Origin of the sequence: Agrococcus sp. DT81.2, assembly GCF_049844935.1 — a bacterium.
In the GTDB taxonomy this organism is placed as follows: domain Bacteria; phylum Actinomycetota; class Actinomycetes; order Actinomycetales; family Microbacteriaceae; genus Agrococcus.
Window position 1 is genome coordinate 263,794 of the sequence record NZ_JBNCLZ010000002.1, and the last position, 12,228, is coordinate 276,021.

The 12,228-nt window shown below is 72.0% G+C and carries 15 protein-coding genes; 10 read left to right on the top strand and 5 right to left on the bottom strand.

The window, feature by feature from the left end:
* Complete coding sequence (locus ACLQ21_RS04545; RefSeq protein ID WP_425661914.1) at nucleotides 1-795, bottom strand: IclR family transcriptional regulator domain-containing protein; 795 nt, start codon at nucleotides 793-795, stop codon at nucleotides 1-3.
* A gap of 163 nt (nucleotides 796-958) precedes the next feature.
* On the opposite strand from ACLQ21_RS04545, the gene ACLQ21_RS04550 reads away from it, so the two are divergent.
* The 9 genes from ACLQ21_RS04550 (at nucleotide 959) to ACLQ21_RS04590 (ending at nucleotide 8,586) form a co-directional block, all read left to right on the top strand.
* Entirely contained in the window at nucleotides 959-1,717 is a 759-nt protein-coding gene (locus ACLQ21_RS04550) for an IclR family transcriptional regulator (protein WP_425661916.1), read from the top strand.
* Between the two features lie 90 nt (nucleotides 1,718-1,807).
* Nucleotides 1,808-2,662, top strand: a complete 855-nt coding sequence (gene pcaH, locus ACLQ21_RS04555) for a protocatechuate 3,4-dioxygenase subunit beta (protein WP_425661918.1) — start codon at nucleotides 1,808-1,810, stop codon at nucleotides 2,660-2,662.
* Nucleotides 2,662-3,249, top strand: a complete 588-nt coding sequence (pcaG, locus tag ACLQ21_RS04560; protein WP_425661920.1) for a protocatechuate 3,4-dioxygenase subunit alpha — start codon at nucleotides 2,662-2,664, stop codon at nucleotides 3,247-3,249. The genes pcaH and pcaG overlap by 1 nt, the downstream gene beginning before the upstream one ends.
* 47 nt (nucleotides 3,250-3,296) lie before the next feature.
* A complete protein-coding gene (locus ACLQ21_RS04565; RefSeq protein ID WP_425661922.1) occupies nucleotides 3,297-4,727 on the top strand; it encodes a lyase family protein in 1,431 nt (476 codons plus the stop codon).
* Nucleotides 4,724-5,503 carry an alpha/beta fold hydrolase gene (locus tag ACLQ21_RS04570; protein ID WP_425661924.1) on the top strand — a complete coding sequence of 260 codons (780 nt, stop codon included), beginning with the start codon at nucleotides 4,724-4,726 and terminating at the stop codon, nucleotides 5,501-5,503. Before ACLQ21_RS04565 ends, ACLQ21_RS04570 begins: the two co-directional genes overlap by 4 nt.
* Nucleotides 5,500-5,916 carry a 4-carboxymuconolactone decarboxylase gene (pcaC, locus tag ACLQ21_RS04575; RefSeq protein WP_425661926.1) on the top strand — a complete coding sequence of 139 codons (417 nt, stop codon included), beginning with the start codon at nucleotides 5,500-5,502 and terminating at the stop codon, nucleotides 5,914-5,916. The genes ACLQ21_RS04570 and pcaC overlap by 4 nt, the downstream gene beginning before the upstream one ends.
* Before the next feature lie 78 nt (nucleotides 5,917-5,994).
* Complete coding sequence (locus tag ACLQ21_RS04580) at nucleotides 5,995-6,753, top strand: 3-oxoacid CoA-transferase subunit A (protein ID WP_425661928.1); 759 nt, start codon at nucleotides 5,995-5,997, stop codon at nucleotides 6,751-6,753.
* Nucleotides 6,750-7,415 carry a 3-oxoacid CoA-transferase subunit B gene (locus tag ACLQ21_RS04585; protein WP_425661931.1) on the top strand — a complete coding sequence of 222 codons (666 nt, stop codon included), beginning with the start codon at nucleotides 6,750-6,752 and terminating at the stop codon, nucleotides 7,413-7,415. The genes ACLQ21_RS04580 and ACLQ21_RS04585 overlap by 4 nt, the downstream gene beginning before the upstream one ends.
* A gap of 1 nt (nucleotide 7,416) precedes the next feature.
* Nucleotides 7,417-8,586, top strand: coding sequence for a thiolase family protein (locus tag ACLQ21_RS04590; RefSeq protein ID WP_425661932.1), 1,170 nt, complete (start codon nucleotides 7,417-7,419; stop codon nucleotides 8,584-8,586).
* Between the two features lie 40 nt (nucleotides 8,587-8,626).
* Here ACLQ21_RS04590 and ACLQ21_RS04595 read toward each other — a convergent pair whose 3' ends face one another.
* From ACLQ21_RS04595 to ACLQ21_RS04605, 3 genes are read right to left on the bottom strand one after another with little or no spacing between them, the layout of a single operon-like run.
* Nucleotides 8,627-8,845 (bottom strand): DUF3618 domain-containing protein, encoded by a 219-nt coding sequence (locus tag ACLQ21_RS04595; protein WP_425661934.1) that lies wholly within the window; start codon nucleotides 8,843-8,845, stop codon nucleotides 8,627-8,629.
* Nucleotides 8,842-9,375 carry a phage holin family protein gene (locus ACLQ21_RS04600; protein ID WP_425661936.1) on the bottom strand — a complete coding sequence of 178 codons (534 nt, stop codon included), beginning with the start codon at nucleotides 9,373-9,375 and terminating at the stop codon, nucleotides 8,842-8,844. Before ACLQ21_RS04600 ends, ACLQ21_RS04595 begins: the two co-directional genes overlap by 4 nt.
* Nucleotides 9,375-9,665, bottom strand: a complete 291-nt coding sequence (locus tag ACLQ21_RS04605) for a hypothetical protein (protein ID WP_425661938.1) — start codon at nucleotides 9,663-9,665, stop codon at nucleotides 9,375-9,377. The genes ACLQ21_RS04600 and ACLQ21_RS04605 overlap by 1 nt, the downstream gene beginning before the upstream one ends.
* Before the next feature lie 275 nt (nucleotides 9,666-9,940).
* On the opposite strand from ACLQ21_RS04605, the gene ACLQ21_RS04610 reads away from it, so the two are divergent.
* Nucleotides 9,941-10,267 (top strand): ArsR/SmtB family transcription factor, encoded by a 327-nt coding sequence (locus ACLQ21_RS04610; RefSeq protein WP_425661940.1) that lies wholly within the window; start codon nucleotides 9,941-9,943, stop codon nucleotides 10,265-10,267.
* 13 nt (nucleotides 10,268-10,280) lie between these two features.
* Here the strand turns inward: ACLQ21_RS04610 and ACLQ21_RS04615 are convergent, their stop codons facing one another.
* Nucleotides 10,281-12,221, bottom strand: a complete 1,941-nt coding sequence (locus ACLQ21_RS04615; RefSeq protein WP_425661942.1) for a M13 family metallopeptidase — start codon at nucleotides 12,219-12,221, stop codon at nucleotides 10,281-10,283.
* Nucleotides 12,222-12,228: the final 7 nt, after the last annotated feature.

Sequence of the window (12,228 nt, forward strand, 5' to 3'; positions counted from 1 at the left end):
TCAGCGGACCCGCACGCCCGTCTGCGCCAGGTCGCGCTCGATGCCCGCCGCGGCCGCGAGCAGCGGGTCCAGGAACTCCGACCGCCCCGAACCCGTCTCGCGCCGAGCCGGTGCAGCGACGTTCACCGCGGCGACGACCCGGCCGGATGCATCCCGCACCGGCGCCGCGATCGAGCGGAGCCCCTCCTCGAGCTCCTGGTCGACGAGCGCCCAGCCCTGCGTCCGCACCCGGTCGAGCTCGGAGCGCAGTGCATCGCGATCGGTGATCGTGTGCGGCGTCAGCGCGGGCAGCTCGACCCGCTCCAGGAACTCCTCGCGCACCGAGTCGGGCGCGAACGCGATCAGCACCCGGCCCATCGAGGTCGCGAACGCCGGCAGGCGCGTGCCGACGCCGATCGCTGCCGACATGATCCGCGAGACCGCGATGCGCGCGACGTACACGATCGCCGTGTCGTCGAGCACCGCGAGTGACGACGACTCCCCGGTCTGGTCAGACAGTGCCTGCAGGTGCGAGCGCGCGACCTCCGGCAGACCCAGCGTCGACAAATAGGCGTAGCCGAGCTCGAGCAGCCGCGGCCGCAGCTGGAAGCTGCGGCCGTCGGTGCCGACGTAGCCGAGGTCGACGAGCGTGTGCAGGAATCGGCGCGCCGACGCCCGGCTGAGGCCGGTCTCGCGCGCGACCTCGCTCAGCGTCAGCTGCGGGTGCTCGGGCGTGAAGGCGCGGATGACCGCGATCCCGCGGTCTAGCGACTGCACGAACTCGCCGCTGTGCTCGGTGGGGCCCGTCGTCGACATCTGTTCTCCTTCGCACCATGCCGGAGCGTCGACGGTGAGGTGAGGGATCGGCGCACATCGAGCAGTCGCTCTGCGAACGAGTGTGCTTCCACGGAACGGTACGAGCCGCTGTCTGACACTGTCAAGCCGGGGAGTGCGCGAGGGGCAGCACTACAGTGCCGATGTGACCGACGGGCTGCTCGACCGCGCGCTGCGGGTGCTGGCCTGCTTCCACGAGGACACCCCCGAGCTCACTGCCGCGGCGCTGGCAGAGCGGACCGGCATCGCGCTGTCGAGCCTGCACCGGCTCCTCACGACGCTCGTCTCGCGCGGCCTGCTGGTGCGGAGGCCGGGCCACCGGTACGCGATCGGCGCGCGGCTCTGGGAGCTCGGCGAGCTGTCGCCGCTCTCCCTCCGGCTGCGAGAGACGGCCCTGCCGCACATGATGCGCCTGTACGAGGCGACGGGCGAGAACGTGCATCTGGCCGTGCTCGACGGGCCGACACCCGAGACGAGCGACGCGCTGTTCGTCGGACGGGTGACCGGCCGGGCCTCGATCCCGACGATCAGCCGGACGGGCAGCCGCGACCCGCTGCACACCACCGGCGTCGGGAGGGCGCTGCTCGCGACGCGCGACGAGCCGTGGCTGCGGCAGTACTTCCGGCGCCCGCTCCTGCCGCAGACGACGCGGTCGATCGTCTCGGAGCCCGAGCTGCGGGCCGACCTGGCGCGCACCCGCGTCCGCGGCTTCGCCATCACGCGGGAGGAGATGACGCTCGGCAACATGTCGGTCGCCGCTGCGCTCGCCCGAGTGGATGGACTGCCGCCCGTCGCCATCGGAGTGGTCGTCCGCCTCGATCGCGCCGAGCCGCATCGACTCGGTCCGCTGGTCGTGCAGGCCGCCCGCGACCTGCGCAGCGCGCTCGAGCCCGACTCTCAGTGAGTGAGCATCGAGACGGCCTGCGGCGCTCGAGGGTGCGACGCTGAAGGCCCTGGTCCGGCGCCGTGATCGCCGGCGTCGAAGGAGATGCCCATGCTCATCGAGCCGAACGACGAGGCCTTCTCGTCCGCGGCCATCGTCGAACCCGCGGTCGCGGCGCCTGAGTCGCTGCTCGCATCGGCCGACATGCCGTCGCAGCACGAGATCGTGCGCGAGATCGCCGACCTGCACGCCGCCGCCGAGGCGCGCATCGCCGCCGGCGAGGACGTCCCGGTCACCATGGTGGACTTCGCGCCGTACCGCTCCAGCATCCTGCGGCACCCGACGAAGAACCCCCGCCTCGTCGATCCTGAGTCGATCGAGCTGTGGTCGCCGGCCTACGGCCAGCGCGACGTGGCCCTGATCGAGTCCGACCTCACGCTGCAGCACGCCGGCCAGCCGCTGGGCGAGCGGATCACCGTGCAGGGCCGCCTCCTCGACAGCTGGGGTCGCCCGCTGCGGAACCAGCTGATCGAGATCTGGCAGGCGAACGCCGCGGGCCGCTACATCCACCAGCGCGACCAGCATCCCGCGCCGCTCGACCCCAACTTCACGGGCGCAGGCCGCACCGTCACGAACGACGACGGCGAGTACTCGTTCACGACCATCAAGCCTGGCCCCTACCCGTGGAAGAACCACATCAACGCCTGGCGACCGGCGCACATCCACTTCTCCCTGTTCGGGTCGGGGTTCACCCAGCGCATCATCACCCAGATGTACTTCCCGAGCGACCCGCTCTTCGCGCTCGACCCGATCTACAACTCGATCCGGTCGCAGCGCGACCGCGATCGGCTGATCGCGTCGTACGACCACGACCTCACCGTCCCGGAGTTCTCGATGGGCTACCGCTGGGACATCGTCGTCGACGGCCCGGACGCCACCTGGTTCGAGCCGGAGGACGAGCACTGATGACCGACGCCACCGCTTCGACCCGCGGGCTCCGCGGGCGCGCTCCGCTCGAGGCCACGCCCGGGCAGACGATCGGACCGTTCTTCGCGTTCGGCCTGCAGTACCCGAAGATGCACGAGGTCGCCTTCCCGCACAGCCCCGGCGCGATCGTGCTCGGCGGCACGGTCCGCGACGGGGCGGGCGCTCCGATCCCGGATGCGTGCGTCGAGATCTGGCAGGTCGACGAGCACGGCGCCATCCCCCGAGCCCGCGGCAGCCGTCGACGCGACGACCACACCTTCACCGGCTTCGGGCGGTCCTTCACGACCGACGAGGGCCGCTTCGAGTTCTGGACGCGCAACCCCGGCCCCACCGACGGCAGGGCGCCGTTCTTCGCCGTGATCATCTACGCGCGCGGCCTCCCGGACAAGCTGCACACGCGCATCTACCTGCCGGAGCACCCGCACCTGCTCGACGCCGATCCGCTGCTGGGATCGCTCACGGCCGAGGAGCGGTCGACGCTCATCGCGAGGCGACTGCCGGACGGATCGCTGCGGCACGACATCCGGCTGCAGGGCGAGGGCGAGACCGTCTTCATCCGGTTCTGACGCGATCGGCGCCCGGGTACGCTCGGCCGGAGCATGCAAGGAGGAACGTGACCGCGATCGATGGTGGCCTGCTGTCACCGGTGACCGTCGGCACCGACGCATCGGTGACGGATGCCGCGGTGCTCGACGCGCTGGTCACGGCGGAGGTCGCGCTCGTGCGTGCGTACGGCGCGGTCGGGCTCGCGCCCGGGAGCGCGGTCGACGCCGTCTCGCAAACGCTGGGTTGGCAGGGGGCCGGGCTCGGCTGCCGCGGCCACGGCGTGGAGCTCGACGGCCTCGCTGCTGCTGCGGTCGCCGGCGGCAACCCGGTGATCCCGCTCGTGGCATCGCTGCGCGCCGAGGTCCCCGAGCCGGCGCGCACGTGGGTGCACCGCGGCGCGACGAGCCAGGACATCCTCGACACCGCCCTCATGATCATCGCCCGCCACGCCACCGGCGAGGTGCTGGGGGCGCTGCGCTCGACCGAGGCGGCGCTCGGGTCGCTGGCTCACGCGCACCGCGACCACGTCGCCGCCGCGCGCACGCTCACCCAGCACGCGGTCCCGACGACCATGGGCCTGCGCGCCGCCACCTGGCTCCGCGGCGTGCGGCGGGCGGCCGACCGCCTCGGCACCACCAGGGACGCGCTCCCCGCCCAGCTCGGCGGAGCGGGCGGCACGCTCGCCGCATTCGCCGAGCTCGCCGGCGGTCTCGAGCGCCCGCGCAGCGCGCAGCCGAGCGATGCCGACGCCGCCGACACCGTCCGGGACCTCGTCGCCGCGTTCGCCGAGGCCGTCGGCCTCGCGGTGCCGGATGCGCCGTGGCACGTCACGCGCTGGCCGATCACCGAGCTCGGCGACGCGCTCGTCCAGGCCGTCGACGCCGTCGGCAAGCTCGCGACCGACGTCGCCACGCTCAGCCGCACCGAGATCGGCGAGATCGCCGAAGGATCCGGCGGCGGATCGTCGGCGATGCCGCAGAAGCGGAACCCCGCGGCATCGGTGCTCATCCGCTCCGCTGCGATCCGCGCACCGCAGCTGGGGGCGACGCTCCACATCGCGTCGGGGCTCGCGGGCGACGAGCGCCCTGACGGAGCGTGGCACGCCGAGTGGCCGACCCTGCGCGAGCTGCTGCGCCTCGCGCTCGGAGCTGCGGCGCACGCCGCGGCGCTCGCCGCCGGGCTGCGCGTCGACGCGGATGCGGTCGACCGCAACCTCGGCGCGACGCGCGGCCTGATCATCGCCGAGCGGCTCTCGGTCGTCCTCGGCCCGCTCGTCGGCCCGGACGGCGTCCGGGCCATCGTCACGTCGGTCAGCGACGGAGCGGACCTCGCCCAGGCCGTCCGACTGGCGCTCGCCGACGCCGGGATCGAGGGCGTGGACGTCGAGCGCCTCATCGACCCGCGCGACTACACCGGGCTCGCCGGCGAGCTCGTCGACGATGCGATCGCCGGCGCTGCTGCGACCGCGACCGACCCCGGCGACACGGAGGCCCCATGACCGTCCCCACGCTCACGCTCACGCACCTCGGCGGTGCCCACGACGCTCCCGTGCTCGTGCTCGGCCCGTCGCTCGGCACGTCCACGATCCTGTGGGAGCACACCGTCCAGACGCTCGGCGAGCGCTACCGCCTGCTCGCGTGGGATCTGCCGGGCCACGGCGCATCCCCCGCGTCGCAGGCGCCGTTCACCGTCGCAGAGCTCGCGGATGCCGTGGCGCACGCCGTGCGTGAGGACGGGACCGACCGCATCCGATACGCGGGTGTGTCGCTCGGCGGCGCGACCGGGCTCGAGCTGCTGCTGCGGCACCCCGAGCTGGTCGAGCGCGCCGCGATCATCGCGTCGGGCGCGCAGCTGGGCGACCCGCAGGCGTGGCACGACCGGGCGGCGCAGGTGCGTGCGCAGTCGACATCGTCGCTGATCAGCGGCTCGGCCGAGCGGTGGTTCGCCCCGGGGTCGATCGAGCGCGAGCCCGAGCTCACCGGCCGACTGCTGCACGCGCTGCAGGGCGCCGACGACGGGTCGTACGCGCACTGCTGCGAGGCACTGGCCGGCTTCGACGTGCGAGACAGGCTCGGCGAGATCGATCGGCCGGTCGTGGCGATCTGGGGCGAGCACGACGCCGTCGCGCCCGCGCCCAAGGCCGACGAGCTGGCATCGGGCGTGCGGCACGGCACCGCCGCGATGGTCGCCGATGCGGCGCACCTGCCTCCGGCCGAGCAGCCGGACGCGACCGCGCGCCTGCTGCGGGACTTCTTCGACGGGAGCGCGCGATGACCGGGCGCAAGGGTGAGAGGCCCATGGGCGAGGGCCTCAGCGACGCGGAGCGCTACGAGCAGGGCATGGTCGTGCGGCGGGAGGTGCTCTCCGATGCGCACGTCGATCGGTCGATCGCGAGCACAACCGAGTTCACCGGCGACTTCCAGGACTTCATCACCCGCGTCGCGTGGGGCGACGTGTGGTCGCGCCCGGGACTCGATCGGCGTTCGCGGTCGGTCGCGGTGCTCACCGCGATGATCGCGCTCGGCCATCACGAGGAGTTCGTCATGCACGTGCGCGCCGCGCTGCGCAACGGGCTGACCCCCGACGCGATCAAGGAGGTCATCCTGCAGTCCGCCGTCTACTGCGGGGTGCCTGCCGCCAACACGGCCTTCCGCCTCGCGAACGAGGTGCTGCGCGACGAGGCGTGACGCTGGCGCCGCATCCGCCGAACCGGTAGTGTCGTACTGCGAACACCTGTTCGTAGAGCGAACACCAAGGGGCCAGCGTTGATCGACAAGACCGTGCCTGACGTCCATGAGGCCGTCGCGGGCATCACGGATGGCGCGACCGTCATGATCGGCGGGTTCGGCCGCGCCGGCCAGCCCGTCGAGCTGATCGACGCGCTCATCGAGCACCGCGCGACCGATCTGACGATCGTCAACAACAACGCCGGCAACGGCGACACGGGCCTCGCCGCGCTCCTGGCGACCGGTCGGGTGCGGAAGATCATCTGCTCCTTCCCGCGCCAGCACGACTCGTTCGTCTTCGACGAGCTGTACCGAGCCGGTCGGATCGAGCTCGAGCTGGTGCCGCAGGGCGACCTCGCGGAGCGCATCCGAGCCGCCGGAGCCGGCGTCGGCGCGTTCTTCTCCCCCACCGGCGTCGGCACCGAGCTCGCCGCCGGCAAGGAGTCGCGCGTCATCGACGGGCGCACCTACGTGCTCGAGTACCCCATCCGCGCCGACATCGCGCTCATCTCGGCGCTGCGCGGCGACCGTTGGGGCAACCTGGTGTTCCGCGAGACCGCCCGCAACTTCGGCCCGCTGATGGCGACCGCGGCGACGACCACCGTCGCGCAGGTCGACGAGATCGTGCCGCTCGGCGCCCTCGACCCCGAGGCGGTCGTGACCCCCGGCATCTTCGTCGACCGCGTCGTCGAGGTCGGCGGGCGCGCCTGGCTGCGTGACGGCGCCTTCGTCGGCGGCGTCGACATCGAAGGGCGACCGCTCGTCGGCGCCCCCGCTCCTGTGGAGGTGGACCAGTGACCACGCGCATCAGCCGCGACGAGCTCGCCCAGCGCATCGCCGCAGACATCCCCGAGGGGTCGTACGTGAACCTCGGCATCGGTGCGCCGACGCTCGTGGCGAACTTCCTGCCCACCGATCAGGAGATCATCCTGCACACCGAGAACGGCCTGCTCGGCATGGGAGCCGCGCCCGAAGCTGGCCTGATCGACCCGGATCTCATCAACGCCGGCAAGCAGCCCGTCACGGCGCTGCCGGGCGCGGCCTTCTTCCATCAGGCCGACTCCTTCGCGATGATGCGCGGCGGGCACCTCGACGTCTGCGTGCTGGGCGCCTTCCAGGTCTCGCAGCACGGCGACCTCGCCAACTGGTCGACCGGTGCGCCCGGCGCGATCCCCGCGGTGGGCGGGGCGATGGACCTGGCGATCGGCGCCAGGGACGTCTACGTCATGACGGATCTGCTCACGAAGCAGGGCGAGCCGAAGCTCGTCGCCGCGTGCAGCTACCCGCTCACTGGCGTCGGCTGCGTCACCCGCGTCTACACGGACCACGCGGTCTTCGACGTCACGGCCGACGGCTTCGCGCTCCGTGAGGCGTTCGGCGAGAACACGCTCGCCTCGCTGTCCGAGCTCATCGGCCTGCCGCTCGAGCCGGTGGCCGAGCCGGTGCAGCAGGAGGCGTGAGATGACCGCATCCTTCGTCTACGACGCCGTCCGCACCCCCTTCGGCCGCGCCGGCGGAGCACTCGCGGGCGTCCGTCCCGACGACCTCGCAGCGCTCGTCATGCGCACGACCGTCGAGCGCACCGGGCTCGATCCGGCGCGCATCGCCGATGTCATCTTCGGCGACGCGAACCAGGCCGGCGAGGACAATCGCAACGTCGCGCGCTTCGGTGCGCTGCTCGCAGGATTCCCCACCTCGGTGACCGGCGTGACGGTCAATCGCCTGTGCGCCTCCTCGGTCGAGGCCGTCGTGCAGGCCGCGCGTGCCGTCGAGGCCGGCGATGCCGACATCGTCCTCGCCGGCGGCGTCGAGTCGATGAGCCGAGCGCCGTTCGTGGTCGAGAAGTCGCCGAAGCCGTGGCCCGCGACCGGCAACCCGACCATGTGGAACACCGCGATCGGCTGGCGCATGGTGAACCGCGCACTCCCGATGCACTGGACGATCAGCAACGGCGAGTCGGCAGAGAAGGTGGCTCGCGAGCTCGGGATCTCGCGCGAGGCGCAGGACGCGTTCGCGGTGCGGTCGCATCGCCTCGCCGCGGAGGCGTGGGAGGCGGGCGTCTTCGACAGCGAGATCGTCCAGGTCCCCGGCGCCGAGCTCGCGCGCGACGAGGGGATCCGATCCGACACGTCGATCGAGAAGCTCGCGGGACTGCGGCCGCTGTTCGCGGAGGACGGCTCCGTCACCGCGGGCAACTCGTCGTCGATCAACGACGGCGCCGCCGCGGTGCTCGTCGGCGCCGAAGGAGCGCTCGACCGGGAGCCGCTCGCGCGGATCGCGGGACGAGCGTCGCACGGCGTCGACCCGGACGACTTCCCGCTCGCGCCGATCGAGGCGGCCAACAAGGCGCTCGCCCGCGCGGGCAGGACGTGGGCCGACGTCGACTTCGTCGAGCTGAACGAGGCGTTCGCCTCGCAGGCGCTCGGCGACCTGCAGGGCTGGCCGGACCTCGATCCCGCGAAGCTCAACATCCACGGCGGCGCGCTCGCGATGGGCCATCCACTCGGCGCCTCGGGCGGCCGGATCATCGGCCACGCTGCGCACGAGCTCGCGCGGCGTGGGAGCGGCGTGGCCGTCGCGGCCATCTGCATCGGCGTCGGGCAGGGGCTGGCGGTCGTGCTCGAGCGGTGAGCGCGCCTGCGTCGCGCCGCTCGGCACCGAGCCGCCCGGGCTACTTGCGGCCGAAGATGGCGAGCGCGATGCCGCCGACGATGAGCACGGCGACCCCGGCCGCGCCGGCGATCCACGGGGTCGGGTCGTCGTTGTAGGAGTCCTGGGCCCTGCCCACGAAGCGGTTCGCGACCTTCTTCGGGTTGACGCGATCCTCGATCTCGTTGAGGTGCTGGCGCAGCTCCTCGCGCTTGCGGTCGATCTCGCGCTGCTCGGTCATCGCATGTCTCCGTTCGTGCTCTGCGCTGCGGTGGCGCCCGGCGTGCTCCGCGCTGCGGTGGCGCCCGGCGTCCTCGGCGCGGCGACGGTCGCACCAGACCCTGTCGGCGCCGGCAGGTCATCGAGGGGGTCGGTGCCATCGGCCGCGTGGCCGAGGCCGCGCACCATGTTGACGTCGTCCTTGATGCTGTCCACGGCCTCGAGGTCGGCGAGGTCCTTGTTCTTCTTGATCGAGCCGAGGCCGATCAGCGCCAGGATCGCGACGATCACGAGCAGCAGGGCGCAGATGATGAGCGCCGACAGCCACGGCGGGAGCGCGACGTTGAGCCCCTCGAAGGCGGCGATGAGCAGCCAGGCGAAGAGGAAGATGGCGAAGAAGCCGGCAGCAGCCAGCAGTGCGGCGCCCACGCCGAGGCCCTTCGCCTTGCCCGCGAACTCCTCCTTGAGGTGCTCGACCTCGGCCTTCGCGAGATCGACGATCATCTGCGGCGTCTCCGCCAGGAGATCGCCGAGCGACTTCCGCTGCAGCATCAGACGTCCTCGGGGCGCGCGACCTCGGAGGAGTGCCCGCCGCGGCGTCCGTCCTTGCGGCTCTTGACCTTGCTCACCGCATCTCCGGCCGCATCCTTCGCCGTCTCGACGAGCTTCGGCGCCTTCGTCTCGACGAAGTGCTGCACCTCGTGGCGCTGCTTCGCCACCGAGGGCGAGTTCCAGACCTTGTCGGCCGCACTCGCGATCTGCTCGTACCGCTGACGTCCGGCCTTCGCGCCGAGCACGTAGCCCGCGCCGAGACCGACCACGAAGAGGATCCTGCCGCGCATGTTCGCTCCTGCCATTGGATGTCCAGCCGTGCTGGAAGTCGCGCCCACACCGACCCCCCCGCCCCCCGCGGGGGCCCGCCCGGGTGGGCCCCCAGTTCGGCCGGGGGCCGCGCGCGCCCGGCGCCGCTCGCGCCGCACCGCTCAGCAGCAGCCGTCGCCGCAGCACTCGCGGCGAGCCTCCTGAAGGATCTGCTCGTCCATCGCGCACCTCCTCTCCTATCGATGACGATCAATGTGTATCACATCGATGGACGTCGATGTGGCAGGATGGCCACATGCGCACGACCGTCTGCTGCACTCCAGGAGAGCCCGCCCTCGAGCGCGCCGAGGCGGAGGCCATCGCCGCGCGCCTCAAGGCGGTCGCGGACCCCTCCCGGCTGCTCATGCTCTCGATGCTCGCCGCCACCGACGGCGACATCTGCGTGTGCGATCTGGCCGACGCGATCGACGTCTCGCAGCCCACCGCATCCCACCACGCGAAGGTGCTCGTCGCCGCCGGCCTGCTCGAGCGCGAGCAGCGCGGGCGCTGGGCGTACTACCGGGTGGTGCCGGGCGCGCTCGACGACCTCAGCGCCGTGCTCCGAGCGCCCGCGCGGGTCTGACCGACCGCAGCAGTCACCAGATCGTGACGCGGGCCTCCGGATCGAGCCACAGCCCGTCCCCGGGACGCACGTCGAACGCCTCCGTGAACGCGTCGAGGTTCTTCACCACCTGATTGGTGCGGTGCTCGTTCGGGGAGTGCGGGTCGAGCGACACGAGGCGGATGGCCTCCTCGGGACGGATCTTCAGCTGCCACGCGAACGCCCAGGACAGGAAGAAGCGCTGGGCGCCGGTGTACCCGTCGATGACCGGCGGCTCCTCGCCGCCGAGCGACTCGACGTAGGCCTTCCACGCGATGCCGAGGCCGCCGAGATCGCCGATGTTCTCGCCGATCGTGAGCGCGCCGTTCACCTTGTAGCCCGGCGCGGCTGCCGGCTCGAGCGCGTCGTACTGCGCGATGAGCGAGCCCGTGCGCTCCTCGAACGCGGCGCGGTCCTCGTCGGTCCACCAGTCGATGAGGCGTCCCTCGCCGTCGTACTTCGATCCCTGATCGTCGAAGCCGTGGCCGATCTCATGCCCGATCACCGCGCCGATCGCGCCGAAGTTCGATGCGGCGTCGCGCGTCGCGTCGAAGAAGGGCGGCTGCAGGATGGCGGCCGGGAAGACGATCTCGTTGAAGCCCGGGTTGTAGTAGGCGTTGACCGTCTGCGGGTTCATGAACCACTCGTCGCGGTCGATCGGCTTGCCGATCTTGGCGAGCTCGCGATCGTGCTCGAACCGCGTCGCCGCCTGCACGTTCGAGACGAGGTCGGCGCCGATGTCGAGCGAGGCGTAGTCGCGCCACCGCACGGGGTAGCCGATCTTGGGCGTGAACTGCTCGAGCTTCTCGAGCGCGCGCTTGCGCGTGCCCTCGGTCATCCACTCGAGCTGCGAGATCGACTCCCGGTAGGCGGCGACGAGGTGGTCGATCAGGACGTCCATCGCGGCCTTCGCCTCCGGCGGGAAGTGCCGCTCGACGTAGATCTTCCCCACCGCATCGCCCAGCATGCCCTCGACGAGCGCGATGCCGCGCTTCCAGCGCTCGCGCTGCACCGTCGCGCCCGTCAGCACGGTGCCGTAGAAGGCGAACTGGTCGCGGGAGATGCCGGTCGCGAGGTACGGGGCGAAGGCATGCAGGATGCTCATGCGCAGCCACGCCTTCCACTCGTCGAGCCGCTCGTCGACGAGCATCGTCGCGAGCCCCTCGAAGTAGCTGGGCTGTCGCACGACGACCTCGTCGAAGGTGCCCTCCGGCGCGTGGATGGCGCGCAGCCACGGCTGGAGCCGCGGGTGCGCGTCGACGGGCCGCTGGAGGTTGTACGTCTTCTCGTCGTCCCGGGAGCTGACGCGATCCCAGTGGTGCGTCGCGATCTCGGTCTCGAGCGCGAACACCGTCACCGCCTCGGCCTCCGCCCGATCCGAGCCGAGGTGGCCGAACATGGTCGTCAGGTGCTCGAGGTAGGCCTCGCGCACCTCCGCGAAGCCGTCCTCTCGGTAGTACGACTCGTCGGGCATCCCGAGGCCGCCCTGGCCCATCTGCACGATGTACCGCGTCGGGTCGCCCGGGTCGGTGTCGACCCACTGGCCGGCGATGCTCGGGCCGCCGATCGCCTCGAGCTCACCGACGAGCGCCAGCAGGCCGTCGACGTCGGTCACCTGCTCGACGCGCTCGAGCAGCGGCCGGATGGGGTCGATGCCCTTCGCGTCGGCGGCACCCTCGTCGAGGAACGACGCGTACAGGTCGCCGACCTTGCGCGCATCCGTGCCCGGCTCCGCCTCCTGCATCTCGGCGACGATCTCGCGCACCGCGCGCTCCGCCTCCTCGGCGAGCACGGCGAACGAGCCCCACCGCGCTCGGTCATCGGGGATCTCGGTTCGCTCGAGCCAGCGCTCGTGCACGTGCATGAACAGGTCGTCCTGTGGCCGGATGCGGTCGCTGAAGTCGTCGACGGGCAGTCCGGACGGGAGGGTCGTCATGCCGCCA

Bases quoted from the DNA above. Each gene is read 5' to 3' on its own strand.
- ACLQ21_RS04595 (WP_425661934.1), bottom strand. From the start codon at position 8,845: ATGACCGAGCAGCGCGAGATCGACCGCAAGCGCGAGGAGCTGCGCCAG.
- ACLQ21_RS04610 (WP_425661940.1), top strand. From the start codon at position 9,941: ATGCGCACGACCGTCTGCTGCACTCCAGGAGAGCCCGCCCTCGAGCGC.
- ACLQ21_RS04590 (WP_425661932.1), top strand. From the start codon at position 7,417: ATGACCGCATCCTTCGTCTACGACGCCGTCCGCACCCCCTTCGGCCGC.
- pcaG (WP_425661920.1), top strand. From the start codon at position 2,662: ATGACCGACGCCACCGCTTCGACCCGCGGGCTCCGCGGGCGCGCTCCG.
- ACLQ21_RS04570 (WP_425661924.1), top strand. From the start codon at position 4,724: ATGACCGTCCCCACGCTCACGCTCACGCACCTCGGCGGTGCCCACGAC.
- ACLQ21_RS04615 (WP_425661942.1), bottom strand. From the start codon at position 12,221: ATGACGACCCTCCCGTCCGGACTGCCCGTCGACGACTTCAGCGACCGC.
- ACLQ21_RS04600 (WP_425661936.1), bottom strand. From the start codon at position 9,375: ATGCTGCAGCGGAAGTCGCTCGGCGATCTCCTGGCGGAGACGCCGCAG.
- pcaC (WP_425661926.1), top strand. From the start codon at position 5,500: ATGACCGGGCGCAAGGGTGAGAGGCCCATGGGCGAGGGCCTCAGCGAC.
- pcaH (WP_425661918.1), top strand. From the start codon at position 1,808: ATGCTCATCGAGCCGAACGACGAGGCCTTCTCGTCCGCGGCCATCGTC.
- ACLQ21_RS04605 (WP_425661938.1), bottom strand. From the start codon at position 9,665: ATGCGCGGCAGGATCCTCTTCGTGGTCGGTCTCGGCGCGGGCTACGTG.
- ACLQ21_RS04545 (WP_425661914.1), bottom strand. From the start codon at position 795: ATGTCGACGACGGGCCCCACCGAGCACAGCGGCGAGTTCGTGCAGTCG.